The 20,832-nt window shown below is 72.8% G+C and carries 21 protein-coding genes and 1 pseudogene; 7 read left to right on the plus strand and 15 right to left on the minus strand.

Annotated elements, in window-relative coordinates:
* Position 1 precedes the first annotated feature (1 nt).
* Positions 2-1,414 carry a PepSY-associated TM helix domain-containing protein gene (locus AC07AW_RS10595; protein WP_478815048.1) on the plus strand — a complete coding sequence of 471 codons (1,413 nt, stop codon included), beginning with the start codon at positions 2-4 and terminating at the stop codon, positions 1,412-1,414.
* On the opposite strand, the gene AC07AW_RS10600 is transcribed toward AC07AW_RS10595, so the two are convergent.
* The 5 genes and pseudogenes from AC07AW_RS10600 to AC07AW_RS10620 form a co-directional block, all read right to left on the minus strand.
* On the minus strand, positions 1,415-1,978 hold the full coding sequence (locus AC07AW_RS10600) for a winged helix-turn-helix domain-containing protein (protein WP_478815049.1): 564 nt from the start codon (positions 1,976-1,978) through the stop codon (positions 1,415-1,417).
* Positions 1,979-2,328: 350 nt separating this feature from the next.
* Positions 2,329-3,360, minus strand: a complete 1,032-nt coding sequence (gene glnII / locus AC07AW_RS10605; RefSeq protein WP_478815050.1) for a glutamine synthetase — start codon at positions 3,358-3,360, stop codon at positions 2,329-2,331.
* Between the two features lie 156 nt (positions 3,361-3,516).
* Complete coding sequence (locus AC07AW_RS10610; RefSeq protein ID WP_478815051.1) at positions 3,517-4,338, minus strand: ARPP-2 domain-containing protein; 822 nt, start codon at positions 4,336-4,338, stop codon at positions 3,517-3,519.
* A 24-nt stretch (positions 4,339-4,362) separates the two neighbouring features.
* Positions 4,363-4,641 carry an ARPP-2 domain-containing protein gene (locus tag AC07AW_RS10615; RefSeq protein ID WP_478815052.1) on the minus strand — a complete coding sequence of 93 codons (279 nt, stop codon included), beginning with the start codon at positions 4,639-4,641 and terminating at the stop codon, positions 4,363-4,365.
* A pseudogene (locus AC07AW_RS10620) lies at positions 4,638-6,215 on the minus strand (hypothetical protein). The gene AC07AW_RS10615 and the pseudogene AC07AW_RS10620 overlap by 4 nt, the downstream one beginning before the upstream one ends.
* On the opposite strand from AC07AW_RS10620, the gene AC07AW_RS10625 reads away from it, so the two are divergent.
* Together AC07AW_RS10625 and AC07AW_RS10630 are read left to right on the plus strand one after the other, a co-directional pair.
* The gene (locus tag AC07AW_RS10625; RefSeq protein ID WP_478815053.1) at positions 6,214-7,119 is read left to right on the plus strand and encodes a Gfo/Idh/MocA family protein; all 906 of its coding nucleotides are present in this window, start codon (positions 6,214-6,216) and stop codon (positions 7,117-7,119) included. The pseudogene AC07AW_RS10620 and the gene AC07AW_RS10625 overlap by 2 nt on opposite strands.
* Positions 7,103-7,609, plus strand: a complete 507-nt coding sequence (locus AC07AW_RS10630) for a GNAT family N-acetyltransferase (protein WP_478815054.1) — start codon at positions 7,103-7,105, stop codon at positions 7,607-7,609. The genes AC07AW_RS10625 and AC07AW_RS10630 overlap by 17 nt, the downstream gene beginning before the upstream one ends.
* On the opposite strand, the gene pdxR is transcribed toward AC07AW_RS10630, so the two are convergent.
* Positions 7,566-8,987: a MocR-like pyridoxine biosynthesis transcription factor PdxR gene (gene pdxR, locus AC07AW_RS10635; RefSeq protein ID WP_478815055.1), complete on the minus strand. Its 1,422-nt coding sequence runs from the start codon at positions 8,985-8,987 to the stop codon at positions 7,566-7,568. The genes AC07AW_RS10630 and pdxR overlap by 44 nt on opposite strands.
* Positions 8,984-9,418, minus strand: a complete 435-nt coding sequence (locus AC07AW_RS10640; protein ID WP_478815333.1) for a MarR family winged helix-turn-helix transcriptional regulator — start codon at positions 9,416-9,418, stop codon at positions 8,984-8,986. Before AC07AW_RS10640 ends, pdxR begins: the two co-directional genes overlap by 4 nt.
* Positions 9,419-9,492: 74 nt before the next feature.
* Here AC07AW_RS10640 and AC07AW_RS10645 point away from each other — a divergent pair, with 74 nt between their 5' ends.
* Complete coding sequence (locus AC07AW_RS10645) at positions 9,493-10,353, plus strand: alpha/beta fold hydrolase (protein WP_478815056.1); 861 nt, start codon at positions 9,493-9,495, stop codon at positions 10,351-10,353.
* A gap of 2 nt (positions 10,354-10,355) precedes the next feature.
* Here the strand turns inward: AC07AW_RS10645 and AC07AW_RS10650 are convergent, their stop codons facing one another.
* Entirely contained in the window at positions 10,356-10,715 is a 360-nt protein-coding gene (locus tag AC07AW_RS10650) for an arsenate reductase family protein (protein WP_478815057.1), read from the minus strand.
* 160 nt (positions 10,716-10,875) lie between these two features.
* Here AC07AW_RS10650 and AC07AW_RS10655 point away from each other — a divergent pair, with 160 nt between their 5' ends.
* Complete coding sequence (locus AC07AW_RS10655) at positions 10,876-11,151, plus strand: hypothetical protein (protein ID WP_189802157.1); 276 nt, start codon at positions 10,876-10,878, stop codon at positions 11,149-11,151.
* A gap of 63 nt (positions 11,152-11,214) precedes the next feature.
* Here AC07AW_RS10655 and AC07AW_RS10660 read toward each other — a convergent pair whose 3' ends face one another.
* The 3 genes from AC07AW_RS10660 to glnA form a co-directional block, all read right to left on the minus strand.
* Positions 11,215-12,408, minus strand: coding sequence for a cytochrome P450 (locus AC07AW_RS10660; RefSeq protein ID WP_478815058.1), 1,194 nt, complete (start codon positions 12,406-12,408; stop codon positions 11,215-11,217).
* On the minus strand, positions 12,405-13,142 hold the full coding sequence (locus AC07AW_RS10665; protein WP_478815059.1) for a cyclodityrosine synthase: 738 nt from the start codon (positions 13,140-13,142) through the stop codon (positions 12,405-12,407). Before AC07AW_RS10665 ends, AC07AW_RS10660 begins: the two co-directional genes overlap by 4 nt.
* Before the next feature lie 227 nt (positions 13,143-13,369).
* Positions 13,370-14,791: a type I glutamate--ammonia ligase gene (gene glnA, locus AC07AW_RS10670; protein WP_478815060.1), complete on the minus strand. Its 1,422-nt coding sequence runs from the start codon at positions 14,789-14,791 to the stop codon at positions 13,370-13,372.
* 222 nt (positions 14,792-15,013) lie between these two features.
* Between glnA and AC07AW_RS10675 the strand changes: the two genes are divergently transcribed.
* Complete coding sequence (locus AC07AW_RS10675; protein ID WP_478815061.1) at positions 15,014-15,481, plus strand: RDD family protein; 468 nt, start codon at positions 15,014-15,016, stop codon at positions 15,479-15,481.
* A gap of 62 nt (positions 15,482-15,543) precedes the next feature.
* On the opposite strand, the gene AC07AW_RS10680 is transcribed toward AC07AW_RS10675, so the two are convergent.
* The 4 genes from AC07AW_RS10680 to lipB form a co-directional block, all read right to left on the minus strand.
* Positions 15,544-16,248 carry a DUF4191 domain-containing protein gene (locus tag AC07AW_RS10680; RefSeq protein WP_478815062.1) on the minus strand — a complete coding sequence of 235 codons (705 nt, stop codon included), beginning with the start codon at positions 16,246-16,248 and terminating at the stop codon, positions 15,544-15,546.
* A 10-nt stretch (positions 16,249-16,258) separates the two neighbouring features.
* Positions 16,259-16,474, minus strand: coding sequence for an SCO2195 family GlnR-regulated protein (locus tag AC07AW_RS10685; protein ID WP_041128875.1), 216 nt, complete (start codon positions 16,472-16,474; stop codon positions 16,259-16,261).
* 283 nt (positions 16,475-16,757) lie between these two features.
* On the minus strand, positions 16,758-17,726 hold the full coding sequence (gene lipA, locus AC07AW_RS10690; RefSeq protein WP_453523102.1) for a lipoyl synthase: 969 nt from the start codon (positions 17,724-17,726) through the stop codon (positions 16,758-16,760).
* A gap of 103 nt (positions 17,727-17,829) precedes the next feature.
* Positions 17,830-18,651 (minus strand): lipoyl(octanoyl) transferase LipB, encoded by an 822-nt coding sequence (gene lipB / locus AC07AW_RS10695; protein WP_478815063.1) that lies wholly within the window; start codon positions 18,649-18,651, stop codon positions 17,830-17,832.
* Positions 18,652-18,939: 288 nt separating this feature from the next.
* On the opposite strand from lipB, the gene AC07AW_RS10700 reads away from it, so the two are divergent.
* Complete coding sequence (locus AC07AW_RS10700; RefSeq protein ID WP_478815064.1) at positions 18,940-20,397, plus strand: regulator; 1,458 nt, start codon at positions 18,940-18,942, stop codon at positions 20,395-20,397.
* Positions 20,398-20,832: the final 435 nt, after the last annotated feature.

Raw genomic sequence — 20,832 nt, forward strand, 5'->3', positions numbered from 1 at the left:
CATGACCATCGACGATCTCGCGCGCCCGGAAACCCCCCAGGCGCCACCGTCACCGACCCCCACCCGGCCCGGCACCTGGAGCGCCCTGCGCCCCCTCGTCCTGCGCCTCCACTTCTACGCGGGCGTCCTCGTCGCCCCGTTCCTCCTCGTGGCCGCCGTCAGCGGTCTGCTCTACGCGCTCTCCTTCCAGGCGGAGAAGATCGTGTACGCGCACGAGCTCGAGGTCCCCGTCGGCGACACCACCCTGCCGCTCTCCCGGCAGGTGGACATCGCCCGCGAGGCCGACCCGAACGGCACCGTCACCGCCGTCTGGCCCGGAGCCGAACCCGGCGCGACCACCCGGGTCCTGATGGCCGACCCCGACGTCCCCGAAGGCACCTCGCTCGCCGTCTTCGTCGACCCGTACACCGGTGACGTACGCGGACAGCTGCCCAGCTACGGCAGCTCCGGCGCCCTTCCGCTGCGCACCTGGATCGACGGTCTCCACGCCGATCTGCACCTCGGCGAGCTCGGCCGCAACTACAGCGAACTCGCCGCGAGCTGGCTGTGGGTGATCGCGCTCGGCGGTGTGCTGCTCTGGGTCGGCCGCCGCCGGAAGAGCCGCCGCGCCCTCGTCCTGCCCGAGCGGGGCCCGAAGTCCCGTCGCCGCACGCTCTCCTGGCACGGCTCGGTCGGCCTGTGGGCGGCGGTCGGCCTGGTCCTGCTCTCCGCGACCGGCCTGACCTGGTCGCGGTACGCGGGCGAGAACATCGGCACCGTCCAGGACGGTCTCGGCGGCGCGACGCCCACCCTGTCGGCGGGCCTGTCGTCGGGAGCGGCCGCAGGGTCCGAACACGAGGGCCACGGCGGCGCCCACCACGGCCCCGCCACCGCCCAGGGCCCGGACATGGGTCTCGACAAGGCGGTCGCCGCGGCCCGTGCGGCCGGCATCGACAGCCCGCGGATCTCGGTCGTGCTGCCCGCCGAGGGCAAGGGGTACGTCGTCAAGGAGACCGACACGCAGTTCCCGGTCCAGCTGGACTCGGTGGCGCTGAACCCGGCCGACGGCACGGTCCTCGACCGGCTCGTCTTCGCCGACTACCCGCTGCTCGCGAAGCTCACCCGCATCGGCATCGACGCGCACACCGGCGTGTTCCTCGGCCTGTTCAACCAGCTGGCGCTCGCGGCCCTCGCGCTCGCCCTGATCCTGCTGATCCTCTGGGGCTACCGCATGTGGTGGCTGCGCCGCCCGGGCCGCCCGGTGGCGCGCGGGACCTGGCGGAAGGTCCCGGTGACGCTGCTGCTGCCGCTCGCGGCGGTGACGGCGGCCGTCGGCTGGTTCGTCCCGCTGCTGGGCCTGAGCCTGCTGCTGTTCCTGGCGGTGGACCTCACCCTGGCGCTGGTCTCCAGGGCGAGGTCCCGCACAACCGCCTGATCAGGGGGTGTACTTGTAGCCGACCCGCCGCACGGTCTGGATCGTGTGGCGGTGCTCGGCGCCCAGCTTGCGGCGCAGCCGGGCCACGTGCACGTCGACCGTCCGGCCGTCGCCCACGTGCCCGTACCCCCACACCGTCGTGACCAACTGGTCGCGGGTGTGCACCCGGTGAGGGTGTGCCACCAGGTGGGCGAGCAGCTCGAATTCGAGGTATGTCAGGTCGAGCGCCTGCCCGTCGACGAGGGCGATCCGCTGGACGCCGTCGATGGTCACCGGACCCTGCTCCTCCGCCGCGACGGGCGCCGTCGGGGCGGGGGCCGCGGGCAGGTGCGGCTGCTGGTCGGCCGGGACGAGGACGAGGTACCCGACCATCGGCGGGCGCCCCGGCAGCGTCGGCAGCGCGTGCTGCGGCGCGGGCAGCAGGGTGGCGCCGGGCGGCAGGAAGTCCGCCACCTGGGAGAAGTCGACGACCTCGTTCGGATCGACGGCACGCAGTCGGTGCCGGCCGGGACGGACGGCCGTGAGGGAAGCGCTCTGGGGGCGGGCGATCTGGGTGTGGGCCATGGCAGGTCAGCTCTTTCGCGCGGGGAACGGACGGAGAGGTCTCGTACGTCGTGCGCGTGCGGCCGAAGGCCGGGATCGGACCGTACCGATCGGGGCGTTAGAGGGCCGACGCGTTCCTCACGCGTCGACAGCACCGGTCGAAGTCGTGGTGCTGACGGGAAGGCCAGAACGGCTCGAGGTCGTGGCGACCCTTCGCGGTGTCGTTCTGCATGATGGCCATATCCCTATTGAACCAGAAGGGAATGCCCCCGACGACCCTCCGAGGCCCGAAAACCGTGTCATCCGTCCCACATGACGAGAGAGGCGCCCACCGTGTGGAACGGTGGGCGCCTCTCGTGGAGCGGTGCGGATCAGACCTGGCCGGCCTTCTCCAGGGCCTCGCAGCAGGTGTCCACGATCAGGCGGGTCACCACGTACGGGTCCACGTTCGCGTTCGGGCGACGGTCCTCGATGTAGCCCTTCTGGTCCTGCTCGACCTGCCACGGGATGCGGACCGAGGCGCCGCGGTCCGAGACGCCGTAGGAGTACTCGTCCCACGGGGCGGTCTCGTGAAGGCCCGTCAGACGCTCGTCGATGCCGGCGCCGTAGTTCTTGACGTGGTCGAGCGGCTTCGAGCCCTGGCCGAGCGACTCGCACGCGGTGATGATCGCGTCGTAGCCCTCGCGCATCGCCTTCGTGGAGAAGTTGGTGTGCGCGCCCGCGCCGTTCCAGTCGCCCTTCACCGGCTTCGGGTCGAGCGTCGCGGAGACGTTGAAGTCCTCGGCCGTGCGGTAGAGCAGCCAGCGGGCGATCCACAGCTGGTCCGAGACCTCCAGCGGGGCCAGCGGGCCGACCTGGAACTCCCACTGGCCGGGCATGACCTCGGCGTTGATGCCGGAGATGCCGAGACCGGCCTTGAGGCAGTTCTCCAGGTGCGCCTCGACGACCGGGCGGCCGAAGATCTCGTCCGCGCCGACACCGCAGTAGTAACCGCCCTGAGCGGCCGGGAAGCCGTTGACCGGGAAGCCGAGCGGACGGGTGCCGTCGAAGAAGGTGTACTCCTGCTCGATGCCGAAGATCGACTCCTGGGAGGCGTACTTCGTGGCGACCTCGGCCAGCGCGGCACGCGTGTTGGTCTCGTGCGGCGTCATGTCCGTGTTGAGGACCTCGCACAGCACCAGCACGTCGTTGCCGCCGCGGATCGGGTCCGGGCAGGAGAAGACCGGCTTGAGGACGCGGTCCGAGGCGTGGCCCTTGGCCTGGTTCGTGCTGGAGCCGTCGAAGCCCCAGATCGGCAGCGCGTCGAGGGCGAGGCCCTCACCGGCGATGATCTTCGTCTTGGAGCGAAGCTTCGCGGTCGGCTCGGTGCCGTCGATCCAGATGTACTCAGCCTTGAAGGTCACGGGTCTCATCCTTTGGCGTGCTGCTGCGGGTCTCCGCCTCGGCTCGCGGCACTGCGAGAAGCTGCGGTCTCTGCGCTGACTGCGCGGTTTGTGTTCGACCGCAGCTTCGCAACACGGGATTTCCCGTCGGTTGCCCGTTTGTGAACCCCGTGTTACTCAGCTTTCCCGATCTTCGCGCAGCCGCCGTGCGACGACGTGCGCGTCGAGGAGCGATCCGAGCCCCGCCGACCGCACCCGCCGCACCACCTCGGCGTACGAGGTGCCGAGCGCCTCCGCCGTCCGCCCGAGGTGCCAGTCGCAGTCCGCGAGCCGGTTCAGGAGGTACCCCTTCCGGATCTGGTTCTCGGAGAGCCGGAAGGTCTTCAGATACGCCGCCCGTCCCTTCCGGTCGGTGATCACCTCCCCGATGTGCTGCTCCCGCCCGCCCCGCTCGAACGGCGGAAGGAACCGGTGCAGGTCGAATCCGCCCATCCGGTGGACCCGCTCGAAGGAGTACGAGGTCTCCAGGAGGTCCCGCGCCATCAGCCCGTCGTGCGCCGCCGTCCAGGCCCGCTCCTGCTCCAGGGCCGCCGCCCGGAGATCCGCGAGGCCCCGGACGCCGCCGGCGCCGTCCCGGATCCGCGCCGTGAACTCGGGCACGGGGGCGCCGTAGTACGCGTACTGGTGGACCAGCTCCCCGTACAGGTCCTCCACCAGCGTCGGATGCAGAAGCCGGTAGTCGTCGGGGTGCGGCACCACGAAGGCCGCGGCCAGCGCGTCGGCCACGTACAGGAGCAGCCCGCACTGCCCCGGATACAGCTCGAACACCCGCAGCGCCTCCCCGAGCCCGGGCACCGCACACCCCGCGTGGGCCCGCGCCCCGAAGGGCGGTGCCCACGCCCGTGTGGGCAATCGTCCCGCTGGGGCGGGACGGGTGGGCACACGGGACGGCGTTTTCCAGCGGCGCCTCCGCGTTCCGGGCCTGGACCCGCACCTCATCGGCGGCGCGGATCCGGCGCGGGTTCAGGTGCGGAAGCCTCGGGCGCCGGCGGGGCGCGGGTCCGTTGTGCCCACCCGTCCCGCCCTGCGGAACGATTGCCCACAACGGAGGGCGCGGGCCCCAGAAGAGGCCCGCGTCCCGCACGTGACGCCAGCCGACACCTCCGCGCCCCACCCCTCGTACACCTCCCGCCGCAGCCGCAGCCCCGGCACCGGCTCGTCCCGCACGAGCGGCACGATCCGCACCCCGCCCCACACCTGCGCGGGCCGCACACGGAGCCCGCCGAGATCGATCCGGGTCACCCCTCCGCCCCCTTCAGGAACAGCTCCACCCGCCGGTCCAGATAGGCCCGCAGCTCCGCGAACCCCGTCCGCCCCTCCGCGAACTGTGCGATCTCCACCAGGGCCGCCAGATCCTCCGCGTCCCTGATCCCCGCCACCGGCACGCTCGGGGCGAGCCGGCGCACGTCGAAGCCCTCCGCGTCGTATACCGGGTTCAGGTGCACCACGCTCGTGTGCCGCTCCGGATCCAGCCTCGTGCGCCACACCCGCAGCACCTCGCCCGCGAGCCCCGGAGGGGCGTTGTCCCAGCCGTCGGAGACGATCACCAGCCGCTCCGGACCGGTCTCCAGGGCGTCCAGGATCCGCAGGCCGAGCGGGGTCGGGCCGTAGGGGTGGACGAGCAGGGGATCGTCCCGGCCCGAGGTCCACAGCGGTGCGTACGCCCCCGGGGCCGCGAGGGCCTCCAGGAGGAAGTGGCAGCCGAGGGCCACGGCCAGCGGACGGCGCCGCTTCACCGCCGAACCGGAGGAGGAGAAGCTGTCGTCGAGCACGGCCGCCACCCGCCCCCAGCTCCCCGCGTACGGCCCCGCCGCGCGCCGGGCCGCCGCGCGCAGCGCAGCCGTCAGCTCGGCCCGTCGCCCCACGCGCTCGGCGAACGGGAGCGCCAGGACGTACAGGGCGAGCCGGGTGAGCGGCATGACCGACAGATCGACGGCTCGGTCCGTACGCAGCCGTTCGAGGCGGGTCATCCGCGGCGCGATCCGCTCCAGGAACACACCTCGGGGTATCCCGTGCTTCGCGGCGAAACCCTCCGCGACCGTGAACGGCAGCTAGTACAGCGCTCCCTGCTCGTAGTGGGCTCGGCGGTGTGCGTCGAGCGTGGCGTTCTCGTACCGGACCCGGCGGCCCGGCGCGAAGAGGAAGTCCCCGGTCTCGGGGTCGGGCAGCCGCCCGTGCACGTGCCGGAGGGCGGTCTTGAATCCGGTCCGGTACTTCACGGCGTCGAGCGCCGGATCGGGGCGGGCCGCGAGCCACGCGCGCACGATCGCGCGCGTGCGGCGGTTGTTGACCCCGGCGGCGCGCAGCGCGCCGAAGAGCCGGTAGACCCGCTGCGGCGGCAGCAGGGCGAGGCGCGCGGCGATCAGGCGGCCCTCGCCCGGCTCCGCCTCCCTCGGGGTGCGGAGCAGGTGCTCGATGACGAGCGCGGCGTTGTGGTCGTTGATGTCGAGTGCGAGGGCGGCGGTGTACACGGGCCGGTAGTTGACGCGTACGTACTCGTGGAGGAACGCGAGCGAGAAGCGCTGCTCGGCTGCGGAGGAGCGGAACTCGCGCTGTCCGGTGGCGGTCACGGCGGCGTTGACGAAGAGGAGCACGTCCTCGGCGGCGACGAGCTCGGACACGGTGGCCTCCCCTCCCTGTGCGCGGATGCCGGCCGGGGAATGGGGGCGCGAACAGCGAAGACGTTGCTTCAGAGGCAGGTTCCGGAAGTCGCACCGGAGTCCCGCGGCCGGCGCGGAAACGCTAACACCGGGCCGGGGGAGGTCCGCCAGCGGATTACGGCCGGCTGTCGGTGCCGCCCGGCAGACTGGGGGCATGGCGAAGCTTCTGGGCGTGAAGCCCCGTATCGGACTCCTCGGCACCGGCCCCTGGGCCGCTCGTACGCACGCCCCCGCCCTCGCCGCGCACCCGCGCGTCGAGTTCAGCGGGGTGTGGGGCAGACGTCCCGAGGCGGCCGCCGAGCTCGCCGCCGCGTCCGGCACGCGCGCGTACGAGGACGTGGACGCCCTCTTCGCCGCCAGCGACGTCGTCGCCCTGGCCCTCCCGCCCGACGTCCAGGCCCCCCTCGCCGTCCGGGCCGCGGCCGCCGGCTGTCACGTCCTGCTCGACAAACCGGTCGCCACGACGGTGGCGCTCGCCCGCGAGGTGACCGAGGCGGTCGAGGCGGCCGGTGTCGCCTCGGTGGTCTTCTGCACCCTCAGGTTCGCGGAGCCGACGGCCCGCTGGATCGACGAGCAGACGGCGGCGGGCGGCTGGTTCCTCGGCGAGGCCCACTGGCTGGGCTCGCTGTACGGCCCCGGCTCCACCAGCGCGTACGCGGCCTCGCCCTGGCGGCGGGAGAAGGGCGGCCTGTGGGACGTCGGCCCGCACGTCCTCTCCGTCTACCTGCCGGTCCTCGGCGACGTCACCGAGGTCACCGCCGCCCCGGGCCCGGACGACACCCACCACCTGGTGCTGCGCCACGCGTCGGGCGCGAGCAGCACGGCCACGCTCACCCTCAGCGCGCCCCCGGAGGCGGCGGAGGCGGCCCTCACCCTGTACGGCACCGGGGGCCGGGCCGAACTGCCCCGCTGGGACGGCGCGGTGGGGGCCTTCGCCGCCGCCGTGGACGCCCTCGTCACCGCGGCCCGCACCGGTCGACCCCACGCCTGCGACGCCCGCTTCGGCCTGCGTCTCACGGAGATCCTGACGGAGGCGGAGCAGCGTGCGGCCCGCGGCTGACGGTGCCGGGCGGCCGGTGGTCCAGGCGGTCACCCCGGCCGACTGGCACCTCTGGCGCGAGGCCCGGATCGCCTCGCTCACGGTCTCGCCCGAGGCGTTCAAGGCGCGGCTCGCCGACTGGGACCGGGGCGGCGAGGAGCAGTGGCGGGCGCGGTTCGACGACCCGGCCACGTACGGCGTCCTGGCGGTCCGTGACGCCCGGCCGGTCGGGATGGCGGCCGGTCTCCTCGCGCCGGACGCCGTACCCGAACTGCGGTCGGTCTGGGTCGCGCGGGACGCCCGGGGCCACGGTCTCGTTGCCCGCCTGATCACGTCCGTGGAGAACTGGGCGCACGGCACCGGGGCAGGCGTCCTCAGGCTCTCCGTACTCGCGGCCAACGCCCCCGCGATCGCGCTGTACGAACGCCTCGGGTACGCGCCGGACGGCCGCGCGGGTCAGGAGCTGTTCATGACGAAGAAGCTGGGCGACACCCCCGGAGACTCCGGCTGAGTGCTTCGCACAGGGCGTCCAGCGCGGCCCCGTACAGCCGCTCCGGCGGGGTCGCGTAACCGACGACCAGGCCGTCCGGGTGGGCGGGGCCCCGGGCGTCCGGATGGCGGTAGTCGGCGAGGCCCTCCGTGGCGACCCCGTGCCGGGCGGCCGCGGCGAGCGCCGCCCGCTCCGTGCCCGGGGGCAGCTCCAGGACGGCGTGCAGACCGGCGGCGATGCCCGTCACCCGTACCCCCGGCACCCGTTCGGCGAGGACGGCGGTCAGCCGGTCGCGCCGCTCCCGGTGGCGGCGGCGCATGCCCCGGACATGCCGGTCGTACGCGCCGGAGCCCAGGAAGTCGGCGAGGATGAGCTGCTCCAGGGCGGAGGCGTACGGCTCGCGTTGCCCCTTCGCGGCGACGACGGCGTCCACGAGCGCCGCCGGCAGGCACATCCAGCCGAGCCGCAGCGCGGGGGAGAGGCTCTTGCTGACGGAGCCGAGGAGGACGGTCCGTTCGGGGTCGAGGCCCTGGACGGCGCCCACGGGCCGCCGGTCGTACCGGAACTCCCCGTCGTAGTCGTCCTCCACGACGAGCCCGCCGGAGCGCCGCGCCCACTCCAGGACGGCGGCCCGGCGCTCGGGGTGCAGCGGCCCGCCGGTCGGGAACTGGTGGGCGGGCGTGAGCAGCACGGCGCCGGCCCCGGGCGGGAGCTCCCCGGTCCTGGCCCCGTCGCTGTCGACCCCCACCGGCACCGTGCGGACCCCGGCCTCGCCGAGGAGGCCCCGGTGGAAGGGGAGGCCGTACGCCTCGACGGCCCAGGGGCGTTCCGTACCGAGCACGTGGGCGAGCAGCCGCAGGGCGTGGGCCGCGCCGGAGCAGACGACGATCCGGTCGGGGCTCGTGCGCACGCCCCTGACCCGGGCGAGGTACTCGGCGAGGGCCCGGCGCAGTTCGATCCGGCCGTGCGGGTCGCGGGTCCCGAAGGCCTCGTGCGGCGCGTCGGTCAGGGCCCGCCGGGCGGCCGCCAGCCAGGGGCCGCGCGGGAAGGAGCCGGGGTCGGGCCTGCCCTGGACGAGGTCGTACGGGAGCGGTGGCGGCGCTGCCGGGCGGACGGGCCCGGGGGCGGGCGCGGCGACCCGGTCGGCGACGCGGGTGCCGGAGCCCTGGCGGGAGGTGAGCCAGCCCTCGGCGACCAGCTCGGCGTACGCGTCGGCGACGGTGTTGCGGGCGATCCCGAGGTCGGCGGCGAGCGAGCGGTAGGGCGGCAGCCGGGTGCCGGGGGCGAGCCGCCCCTCGCGCACGGCCTCGCGCAGGGCCCGGATGAGCGCGGCCCGGCGGCTGCCGCCGGCGCCGAGGTCCAGATGGAGATCGTTCCCGAGCGCGCCGGTGCCGCTCACCGCCCCTCGCCGCCGTCCATGAGGTCCCGTACCCCGGTCAGGAAGCGTCGTACGGCCCGGGTCTCGTCCTCGGTGAAGCCGTCGAGCAGCGCGACCGTCCCGTCGATGAGCGGTCCGAAGTGCGCGCGGCCCAGCTCCTTCGCCCGGTCCTCCACGGTCAGCAGGACGCGCCGCCGGTCCCGGGCGTCGCGGGCCCGGGCCACGTGGCCGAGCCGTTCGAGCCGGTCGACGACGGCGGTGGTGCCGGCCGAGTTGAGGCCGAGGCGCTCGCCGAGCCACCCGGCGGTGGCGTCCGTACCGGCGCGCTCGGCGTCGAGGAGGCAGATCAGGGCCCGTACGTCCGTCGGGTGCATGCCGTTGGCGGCGGCGAACTCGTTCTGGCGCAGGCCGTATTCGACGGTGACTTCGCGCAGCAGATGAAAGAGCTGCATCTCCGGTGACTCGGCCACCGCGACCTCCTATGATCCAGATATCTCGCTGAGCGAGATTATTGCCGAACGAGAGGATGAGTGGGATGCCGAACGCCAGGACCGCCGACACCTACGACACGGCCTACGAAGCACTTCTCGCCCGGTGGCCCCACCCCACCACCACCTCGGAACTCCGCACACCCCACGGCACCACCCACGTCATCCACCTCGGCCCCGAGGACGGCCCGCCGGTTCTCCTGCTGCCCGGCGGCGGGACCACCGCCTGCTCCTGGCGCACGACGGCCGCCGCGCTCGGCGCGACGCACCGGGTCCACGCCGTGGACCTCGTCGGAGGACCGGGCCGCAGCCGGGCGGACGGCCGCCCGATCCGTACCGCCGCCGACCTCACGGCCTGGCTCGACGCGGTGCTCGACGGCCTCGGACTCGCCTCCGCGGCCTTCCTCGGCCACTCGTACGGGGGGTGGATCGCGCTCCGGTACGCCCTGGCGGCACCCGACCGGACCGACCGCCTCGCCCTCCTCGACCCGACCGGCTGCTTCGCCGGCTTCCGCCCCGGCTACCTCCTGCGCGCGCTGCCCATGCTGCTGCGCCCGACGGCCGCGCGGGCGGAGGCCTTCCTGGCCTGGGAGACCGGCGGCGCGGAACACGACCCGGCGGTGCGGCGCCTGGACGCCCTGGCGGCGGAGCTGCCCCGGCACCGCCCGGTCACCGGTCCCCGCCCGACCCGCGCCGAACTGGCAGCCCTGCGGCCCCCGACGCTGCTGCTCGCCGCCGGGAGGAGCCGCGTGCACGACGCGGCCCGGATCGCGGCGCGGGCCCGCTCGACCGTCCCCGGCATCGTGACGGAGACCCTGCCGACGGCGACCCACCACACCCTCCCGGCGGACCTGCCGCCGGCCGCGCTGCCGGTGCTGGCGGACTTCCTGAAGGCCTGAACTCAGCGGGACAGCGCGTCCCGCACGGCCTCCTCGGTCCGGCCGACGACGGCCGTGCCGTCCTCGGCCGTGATGAGGGGCCGCTGGATCAGCTTGGGGTGCGCGGAGAGGGCCTCGATCCACCGCTCGCGGTTCGCCTCGTCCCGGGGCCAGTCCTTCACCCCGAGCTCCTTGGCGACGGCCTCGCCGGTCCGCGTGATGTCCCAGGGCTCGAGCCCGAGCCGCTTCAGCACCTGCCGGATCTCGTCCGGCGACGGCACGTCCTCCAGGTAGCGGCGCACGGTGTACTCGGCGCCCTCCGCGTCGAGCAGGGTGAGGGCGCTGCGGCACTTGGAACAGGCGGGATTGATCCAGATCTCCATGTCCCCCACGGTACCCGCACGGCACCCCCCAGGCCGCCCTCCACCACCCCCCAAACCCCATCTGGCCAGGGGCGATTGTCAGTGGGGGTCTCTAAAATAGGGGGTGAAGGTGAGGGTCCCGGGGAGGGCCCGCACCCCACCGTTCGCCAGGAGGTAGCCCATGGCTCTCGCCGTGATCCGGACACCGTCCCTCGAACCCTGGAAGCCGCTCCAGAGGAAGCCGCTCCCCGCGGGCCGCCCCCGCGAGTGGTACGTGTCGCACAACCGCCGCCTGAAGGCCATGCGCCTCGCGATCGCCCTCCTCGACGCGGGCGTCTACGTCCCGTCGAAGGCGACGAACGCGACGATACGCACGACGGCCGAGACCATCGGCATCCACCCGCCCTCCGACACCACCTGCCGCATGGTCCGAGCCCTGATCCGCTACGGCCGCTGACGTCGGAGGGGCGCTGCCCGGCCCGTTCCCGGGCCGGGCAGCGCCGTCTTCGGATCCCGCCCGCTACCAGGCCACCGGCAGCCGCTCGGGGAGCCGCTTCATGAAGTTGGTGCGCCACACCAGCTGCTCGACCGGCACCGCGAGCCGCAGCTCCGGCAGCCGGTCGAGGAGCGTCTCCAGGGCGATCTCGGCGTGCCGCTTGCCGAGCGCCGTCGCCGGGCAGTAGTGCCGCCCGCCGCCGAAGGAGAGGTGCTCGGCGGCGTTCTCCCGGTCCGGCCGGAAGGCCAGCGGGTCCGGGAAGCGCTCCGGATCGTGGTTCGCGGCCTCCACGAGCACCAGCACGAGGTCACCGGCCCGCACCTCGGTGTCGCCGAGCCGCACGTCCTCCAGGGCGAGCCGCGGCAGCCCGTCGCCGATCGACAGATTCACCCGCAGCAGCTCGTCCATGGCCCCGGCGACCCCGCCCGCGCCGCCGGCGGTCAGCGCCTCCCGCACGTCCGGCCGGGTCAGCACCGACACCAGCGCCATCGTCAGGAACCCGGCGGTGGAGATCACCCCGGCCCCGAACAGTGTCACGCCCACCGTCGCCAGCATCTCGTCCGTCAGATGCGCGTAGTCGGGATCCTCGCGCAGCGCCGCGAGCTCCGCCATCAGCCCGCCCGTCGCCGGATCGTCCAGGCGCTCGGTCATATAGGCGATGTCCCGGTCCCAGTTGAGCCGGGCCGCCTCGATCTCGCGCGGTGCGTTCATGAAGGCCACGTCCAGACTGCGCAGCAGCCGGGGCCCGTCCTCCTCCGGGATGCCCAGCATCCGGCAGTGCAGCCCCGCCGAGTACGGATCGGCGTAGCCGCTCCGCAGCTCCCCGGGCGCCCCCTCGGCGACCAGCGCGTCCACCAGGGACCCGGCCCGTGCCCGCAGCCACTCCTCCAGGCCGGGCGCCTTCGGGTTGATCGCCTTCATGACGGCCTTGCGCAGCCCGGCCCCGGTGATGTTGCCCATGTTGTTCACCACGTGCGGCGGGATCGTCAGCGCGTACTGCCGCGGCGCTCCCGGCGCGGAGGTGTGCTTCAGGCTGAACCTCGCGTCCTCCAGGACCTGTCGGCACAGCTCGTACGAGGAGACCAGCCAGGCCTCGGCCCCGGCGATCGTGCGGACCTTCCGGACCGGTTCGGCGCGCAGCGCGGCGATCTCGGCGGGCAGCCGGGTCCCGTCCCAGTCGAAGGGGAAGGCGGGCAGGGTCTCGACGGCGACGCTCATCGCGTGGCTCCTTCGACAGTGGTCTCGGCGGTCGTGTCGGCAGGCGTGAGGATGCCGTGGCCCTGGTTGCGGGAGGCCCGGAGCCCGGACCCCCGCCCGTACAGCAGATCGGCCAACGGCAGTGCCTGGTGGTAGCAGTTGAGCGAGGACGGCACCCCGAGGATCGCGGGCGTGTCCAGGAACAGCGGCACCTCGGCGCAGATGTACGCCCGGCACACCGCGCGCTGGCGCTCGTCCGTCCGCTGCCCCGGCGCCAGCTTCCCGGCGAGGAAGATGCCGGTCAGCGCATCGCAGGTCTCCCGCACCACCGGGTCCGCCGCCACCGCGTCGAGCACCGTGCGGTGCAGCTCGCGGTAGGCCGGGACGTCCCCGAACTCCGACATCCCGCGGGCCCGTACCCGTATCCCGGTGGGGTCGGCCTCCGCCACGGCCGCCTGGACCTTCGCCCGCACCCCCCGCAGGTTCTTGACGGCCTTCCGTCGCGCCTCGTCGGCCCCGTACCCCAGTGCCTCGTACATGTCGGCGACATGCAGATCGGTGTAGACGAGATCGACCTGATCGAAGTGGTCCAAGCCCCAGCGCGTCAGCTCGCGCAGTCGCTGGGCGGTGAAATAGCTGTTCCCCGGGGAGACGCCGATGACCACGTGCGCGCCCTCGTCGGCGATGACGCGGCAGTGATCGGTGTACGGCTGGAGTCGGAGCGTCTCGGCAGGGGCGAAAGCCGCCTGAGTCACGTAGGCAGTCCTCATCGCGCCAGCTAGTCCCAGCGGAGCCCTGTGCTCCGGGTGTGGCGGCAGCGACGACGACACGCTATCGATCAGTCGCGGAGCGTGAACAGCCTACTCGTAGGTACGTACGAGAGTTCGTCAGCTGTTCGCATTCCCGTGATCTTGGCGAGAAACGGCGAGGCCCGCCGCCCCCTCGAAGGGGACGACGGGCCTCGTCAGGCAGCCGGTTCGGCTTAGAGGTCGAAGTAGAGCTCGAACTCGTGCGGGTGCGGGCGCAGCTGGATCGGGGCGATCTCGTTGGTGCGCTTGTAGTCGATCCAGGTCTCGATCAGGTCGGAGGTGAAGACGCCGCCGGCCTGGAGGTACTCGTTGTCCTCCTCGAGGGCGTTGAGCACGGCCTCCAGGTTGGTCGGGACCTGCTGGACGTTCGCGTGCTCCTCGGGAGCCAGCTCGTACAGGTCCTTGTCGATCGGCTCCGCCGGCTCGATCTTGTTCTTGATGCCGTCGAGGCCCGCGAGGAGCAGCGCCGAGAAGGCGAGGTACGGGTTCGAGGACGGGTCCGGCGCGCGGAACTCGACGCGCTTGGCCTTCGGGTTCGAGCCCGTGATCGGGATGCGCATGGCGGCGGAGCGGTTGCGCTGCGAGTACACCATGTTGACCGGGGCCTCGAAGCCCGGGACCAGGCGGTGGTACGAGTTCACCGTCGGGTTGGTGAAGGCGAGCAGCGACGGGGCGTGCTTGAGGATGCCGCCGATGTAGTAGCGGGCGGTGTCCGAGAGGCCCGCGTAGCCCGTCTCGTCGTAGAACAGCGGGTCGCCGTTCGCCCAGAGCGACTGGTGGACGTGCATGCCCGAGCCGTTGTCGCCGAAGATCGGCTTCGGCATGAAGGTCGCGGTCTTGCCGTTGCGCCAGGCGACGTTCTTCACGATGTACTTGAAGAGCATCAGGTCGTCGGCCGCGGCGAGCAGCGTGTTGAACTTGTAGTTGATCTCGGCCTGGCCGGCGGTGCCGACCTCGTGGTGCTGGCGCTCGACCTGGAGGCCGACGTTCTCCAGCTCCAGGGAGATCTCGGAGCGCAGGTCGGCGAAGTGGTCGACCGGCGGGGCCGGGAAGTAGCCGCCCTTGTAGCGGACCTTGTAGCCGCGGTTGTTCTCCTCCGCACCGGTGTTCCAGGCGCCGGCCTCGGAGTCGATGTGGTAGAAGCCCTGGTTCGCGGAGGTCTCGAACCGCACCGAGTCGAAGACGTAGAACTCGGCCTCGGGGCCGAAGTAGGCGGTGTCGGCGATGCCGGTGGAGGCGAGGTACGCCTCGGCCTTCTTCGCGATGTTCCGCGGGTCACGGCTGTACTGCTCGCCCGTGATCGGGTCGTGGATGAAGAAGTTGATGTTCAGCGTCTTGTCGCGGCGGAAGGGGTCCACGCGGGCCGTCGACAGGTCGGCGCGGAGCGCCATGTCGGACTCGTGGATGGCCTGGAAGCCGCGGATCGACGAGCCGTCGAAGGCGAGCTCCTCGGACGGGTCGAACGCCGTCGCGGGGATCGTGAAGTGCTGCATCACGCCCGGAAGGTCGCAGAACCGGACGTCGACCATCTTGACGTCGTTGTCCTTGATGAACTTCTGGACCTCGTCGGCGTTCTGGAAGCCGTTCTGGGACATCCAACTCCTCCTACTCCCGGCCCGGGGAGGGGCGGGGTTGCAGCTCGGTCGTGCGGCCAGTGCGGTGGCACACGCTCGACCCGACCATAGGCAGACGGGATTTCTCAAGCATGACCCATTTGTTTCGTCGAAGTTAACCGGGGCGGGTGCCGTCCGGCCAACCCGGAGCCGTACTCCCACCCGGCCCGAAGTGATCAAAAACGGGCACAGTACCGTGGTCGGGTGGACAACAGGCAAGCACTCGGATCTTGGCTCTCCGGCCCCCGCGCGGCGGCCGAGGACGCAGGCGTCGACTTCGGCTACCGCGGTCAGCAGCTCGGGCTGCCCGAGGAGGGCCCCGGCTCGATCGCCCGCCCGGGGAGGCGCCTCGGCGCCCTCGCCCTCGACTGGGCCCTCTGCATCCTGATCGCATACGGCTTGATCACCGACGGCTACAACCAGGCGACGGGCAACTGGGCCCTGCTCATCCTCTTCGTCCTGAGCGTCCTGACCGTCGGCACCGTCGGCTCGACGCCCGGCAAGCGGCTCTTCGGCCTGCGCGTCGTCTCCGCGAACGGCGGGCGCCTCGGCCTGTTCCGCGTGGCGCTGCGCTCCCTGCTCGTCTGCCTGGCCGTCCCGGCCCTCATCTGGGACCGTGACGGCCGCGGCCTCCACGACCGCCTCTCCGGCGCCGTCCAGGTCCGCATCTGAACCACGCGTACGAGAAAGGCCCCGGACCGCTCGGTCCGGGGCCATTCTCGTCAGGTCGGGAGTCAGCGCATCTTTCCGCCGCGCGGCATCCGCATGCCCTTCGGCATCGGGCCCTTCGGCAGCGGCATGTTGCTCATCAGGTCGCCCATCGCCCGCAGCCGGTCGTTGGCCGCGGTCACCTGCGGGCCGGTGAGCACGCGGGGCATCTTGAGCATGGTCGTACGGATCTTCTTGAGGGGCACCTGGCCCTCGCCGTCGCCGACGATGATGTCGTGCACCGGCACGTCCACCACGACGCGGCTCATCCGCTTCTTCTCGGCCGCGAGCAGCGACTTGACCCGGTTCGGGTTGCCCTCGGCCACCAGCACGATGCCCGCCCGGCCGACGGCGCGGTGCACGACGTCCTGGCTGCGGTTCATCGCGACCGCGGGGGTCGTCGTCCAGCCGCGCCCGACGTTCTGCAGCACCGCCGCGGCCGCGCCCGGCTGGCCCTCCATCTGCCCGAAGGCCGCGCGCTCGGCACGCCGTCCGAAGACGATGGCCGCCGCCAGGAGCCCCAGGACGAAGCCCAGGATGCCCAGGTAGACCGGATGACCGATGAGGAAGCCGATCCCGAGGAGGACACCGAGTACGACGATGCCCACGCCCGCGACGACCAGACCGACCTTCGGGTCCGCCTTCCGGGTCATCTGGTACGTGAGGGCGATCTGCTTCAGTCGCCCTGGGTTCGCAGCGTCAGCGCTGCCCGTGTTTGCACTCCTCGCCATGTCCTGAAGTTTACGTGGCCCGGGAAGCCCGGCCCGACGCGACCTCCATCACGTGCTGGGCCTCCACCCGGTCCTTGGCGCGGCGGCGGTCCTCCAGGACGGAGTTCCAGGCGTTGCGCCGTGCGGTGCGCTGGCCGGCGCCCAGGAGCAGGGCCTCCACGGCCTTCAGGGCGTCGGTGACGGACGGGATCGCGGTGACGCGGACATGCGTCGATGCGGCCGGCATGCGGGGTCCTCCCTCGATTGCGGGTGAGACGAGGTGGGGGTGTGAGCGGGTGGTGGCGGTGAGTGAAATCAGGCTCACAGATCGGTGTTACCAGGGCGTGACCCGGTGGTCAAACACTGATGAAACGTTGGTGCGGCCGCTCGGGCGAGGGGGAGAACGGCGATGCGGCCCGTCCGCCCCGCTGAGCTGCGGGGTCGTACGGACCGCACCGGATCCGGCCAGTACTGACCGGTAACTACTTGTGCGCCGATTCACACGGCGCGGGTGGGACGCGGAGGCGGGATCAGACCGCCTGCGTGGCGTTGTCGACCGCGCCGCGCTTCTCGATCGCCTGCTGGTACAGCCGGCCCGCGCGGTACGAGGAACGGACCAGCGGGCCCGACATCACGCCGGAGAAGCCGATCTCGTCGGCCTCCTCCTTCAGCTCCACGAACTCCTGCGGCTTCACCCAGCGCTCCACGGGGTGGTGCCGGACCGAGGGGCGCAGGTACTGCGTGATCGTGATGAGCTCGCAGCCCGCGTCGTGCAGCTGCTGGAGCGCCTCGCTGATCTCCTCACGGGTCTCGCCCATGCCGAGGATCAGGTTCGACTTCGTGACCAGACCGTAGTCCCGGGCCTGGGTGATGACGTCCAGCGAGCGCTCGTAACGGAAGCCCGGACGGATCCGCTTGAAGATCCGCGGGACCGTCTCGACGTTGTGCGCGAAGACCTCGGGGCGGGAGTCGAAGACCTCCTTGAGGAGCTCCGGCACCGCGTTGAAGTCGGGGGCGAGCAGCTCGACCTTGGTACGGCCTTCGGCGCGGTCCGCCGTCTGCTGGTGGATCTGGCGCACGGTCTCCGCGTACAGCCAGGCACCGCCGTCCTCCAGGTCGTCGCGAGCGACGCCCGTGATGGTGGCGTAGTTCAGGTCCATCGTGACGACCGACTCACCCACGCGGCGCGGCTCGTCACGGTCCAGCGCCTCGGGCTTGCCCGTGTCGATCTGGCAGAAGTCGCAGCGCCGGGTGCACTGGTCACCGCCGATGAGGAAGGTCGCCTCGCGGTCCTCCCAGCACTCGAAGATGTTGGGACAGCCCGCCTCCTGGCAGACCGTGTGCAGGCCCTCGCTCTTCACGAGGCCCTGCATCTTCGTGTACTCCGGACCCATCTTCGCGCGGGTCTTGATCCACTCGGGCTTGCGCTCGATGGGGGTCTGGGCGTTCCGGACCTCCAGGCGCAGCATCTTGCGTCCGTCGGGGGCGACTGCGGACACATCGGCTCCTGTAGCTTCGATTCTTCGGCGCACACCAGGGTACGCCCGTTGCTTCCATGCCTTGCCTACGTCCAGCCAACCTGTGGCCAGGGCTCGGCATTCCTCAGGCCGAGGCGGGCTCCGGGGCCCGCTCCTCCGCACGCTCGATCTCCCGCGGCTTCAGCTCGGCGTGCTCCAGGACGTCCCGCAGGTGCTTCTCCACGACCGGGAGCACCTCCTCGATCGTGACGTTCCGGCCGGCCTCGTTGGCCAGCGAGGCCACGCCGGCGTCCCGGATGCCGCACGGGATGATCCTGTCGAACCAGGTGTTGTCCGGGTTCACGTTGAGGGCGAAGCCGTGCATGGTGACACCCTTGGCGACCCGGATGCCGATGGCGGCGAGCTTCCGGTCCTCGCGGCGCTGGCCGGCGTTGGACGGGGCGTACTCGGGACCGTTCAGGCGCGGGTCGAACTCCTCGTCGGTCAGACGCGGGTCGAAGTCGAGGGAGAGCCCGCCGAGGGAGGGCCGCTGCTCGACCGGGTCGCCCAGGACCCACACCCCGCTGCGCCCCTCGATCCGCGTCGTCTCCACGCCGAACTCGGCGGCCGTACGGATCAGGGCCTCCTCCAGGCGGCGCACATGCGCGACGACGTCCACCGGGCGGGGCAGCTTCATGATCGGGTAGCCGACCAGCTGGCCGGGGCCGTGCCAGGTGATCTTGCCGCCGCGGTCCACGTCCACCACCGGCGTCCCGTCCAGCGGCCGCTCGCTCTCCTGCGTGCGCCGCCCGGCCGTGTAGACCGGCGGGTGCTCCAGCAGCAGACAGGTGTCGTCGATCTCGTCGGCGAACCGTGCGGCGTGCACCTCGCGCTGCTTGTCCCAGGCCACCTGGTACTCGACGGCTTCCTCGCCGAACCCAAGGCGGACGAATCGCAGCTCACTCACGGCCATGCCTCCTCCTGGGTGCCGAGGACCGGGAACCGGGGATCATCCCGGGCCGGCGCGGCACCATGCGTCATTCGCGCCCTTGCCACTGTACGGCGGCGCGGGGGACACCCCTCCGGCAGGTGGACGGGGGCGCCTACGTCAGCGGTGCCGTCAATCCTCACACGATCGGATGAATGTGGGGCGAAGGTGGCGGTACGGGCCGTGAGGACCGCTAAATTCACGCCGTTCCATGAGGGTCCGACGGGACTGCCGCCCGGACCCGGAAGGCAGGAGACCGCACAGCTGATGACGGAACGACCACCGCAGCGCATCCCGAACCGCCAGCTCGCCGCGCTCATCGCCGAAGCCGGGTTCTCCAACGCGGGGCTCGCCAGACGGGTCGACCAGCTCGGTCTGGAACACGGGCTCGACCTGCGGTACGACAAGACCTCCGTGACCCGCTGGCTCCGCGGTCAGCAGCCGCGCGGCACCACCCCCGCCCTCATCGCCGAGGTCTTCACCCGCCGCCTCGGCCGCCGCCTCTCCGCCCAGGACCTCGGCCTCGACGCCTGCGCGCCCGTCTACGCGGGCCTGGAGTTCGCCGCCACCCCCGAGGAGGCCGTCGACATCGTCAGCGGCCTGTGGCGCAAGGACTCCGGCAGCCACGCCGAACTCCGCAAGATCGCCTTCACCCCGGCCGGGCTCGTCGTCCCCAGCCGCGACTGGCTCATCGGCCGCGCCGACGACCGGGTCGCCCGCGGCGAGCCGGCCCCCGCGGCGGCGGCCCCGCACGACCCCCGGGTCCCGCCCCAGGGACGGTTCTCGGTGCCCCGCCAGCGCGGTACGGACCGGGGGCCCGGACAGCGGGTCTCCAGCGGCGACATCGCCGCCCTCCGCTCGGTCGGCGAACTCTTCCGCACCCTCGACCACGCCTACGGCGGCGGGCACGCCCGCCAGGCCCTCGTGCGCTACCTGGAGCACGAGGCCGAGCCGATGCTGCGCGGCACGTACGGGGAGAGCACCGGGCGCCGCCTCTTCGCCGCGGCCGCCGACCTCACCCGGCTCGCGGGCTGGACCTCGTACGACATCGCCGCCCACGGTCTCGCGCAGCGCTACTTCGTCCAGGCGCTGCGGCTCGCCCAGGCGGCCGGGGACCGGGCCTACGGCTCGTACGTGCTCCTCACCATGAGCTGCCAGGCCGTCTACCTCGGCCACGGGCGCGAGGCCGTGCAGCTCGCCCGGGTCGCCCAGCAGGGCGTCGGGCCCGCCGCGCCGCCCGTCGTCCAGGCGATGCTGCACGCGATCGAGGCACGGGGCCACGCGGTCCTGGGCGAGGCGCGGGCCTGCAGCGCCTCCCTGGTCCGGGCGGAACGGGCCCTGGAGGCCGCCCGGCCCGGCGACGAGGTCCCCTACTGGGCCCGCCACTTCGACGAGGCGCAGCTCGCCGACGAGCTCGGCCACTGCCACCGGGACCTCCAGCAGTACCGCCCGGCCGCGCAGCACGCGGAGCGCGCGCTCCAGCTCAGGGCGCCCGGCTTCGCCCGCAGCCGCCTCTTCTGCCGGGTCGTCCTGGCCACGTCCCGGCTGGCCCTCGGGGAACTGGACCAGGCGTGCGCGCTGGGCGCGGAGGCGGCGCAGCAGGCGTCGGAGATGCGGTCGGCTCGGGCGGTGGAGTACGTCCGCGACTTCGAGCGGCGCCTGGAGCCGTACCGTGACGCGGCGGCGGCCCGGACGTACCGAGACCGCGTAGCAGCCCTCAACTAGCCAGCAGCCCGCACCCGGCCGGGCGCCGCCCCTCGTGTGGGCCCGCGCCCCGGTGGGGCGGCGCCCCCGCCCCCCCGTGTGGGCCCGCACCCGTGCTGGGCGGTGCCCACCCCCCCCCGTGTGGGCAATCGTCCCGCTGGGGCGGGACGGGTGGGCACACGGGACGGCGCCCTTAGCGGCGCCTCCGCGTTCCGCGCCTGGACCCGCACCCCGTGGCGGCGGTGCACATGTGGTGCAGGTCCAGGCTCGGAAGCCTCTGGCGCCGGCAGGGCGCGGGTCCGTTGTGCCCACCCGTTCCGCCCCGGCGGAACGCATGCCCACAACGGGGGCGGGTGGGCGCCGCCCCGGCGGAACGCATGCCCACAACGGGGGCGGGTGGGCGCCGCCCCGGCGGAACGCATGCCCACAACGGGGGCGGGTGGGCGCCGCCCCGGG

The sequence above is a fragment of the Streptomyces sp. NPDC044003 genome (genome assembly GCF_056435185.1).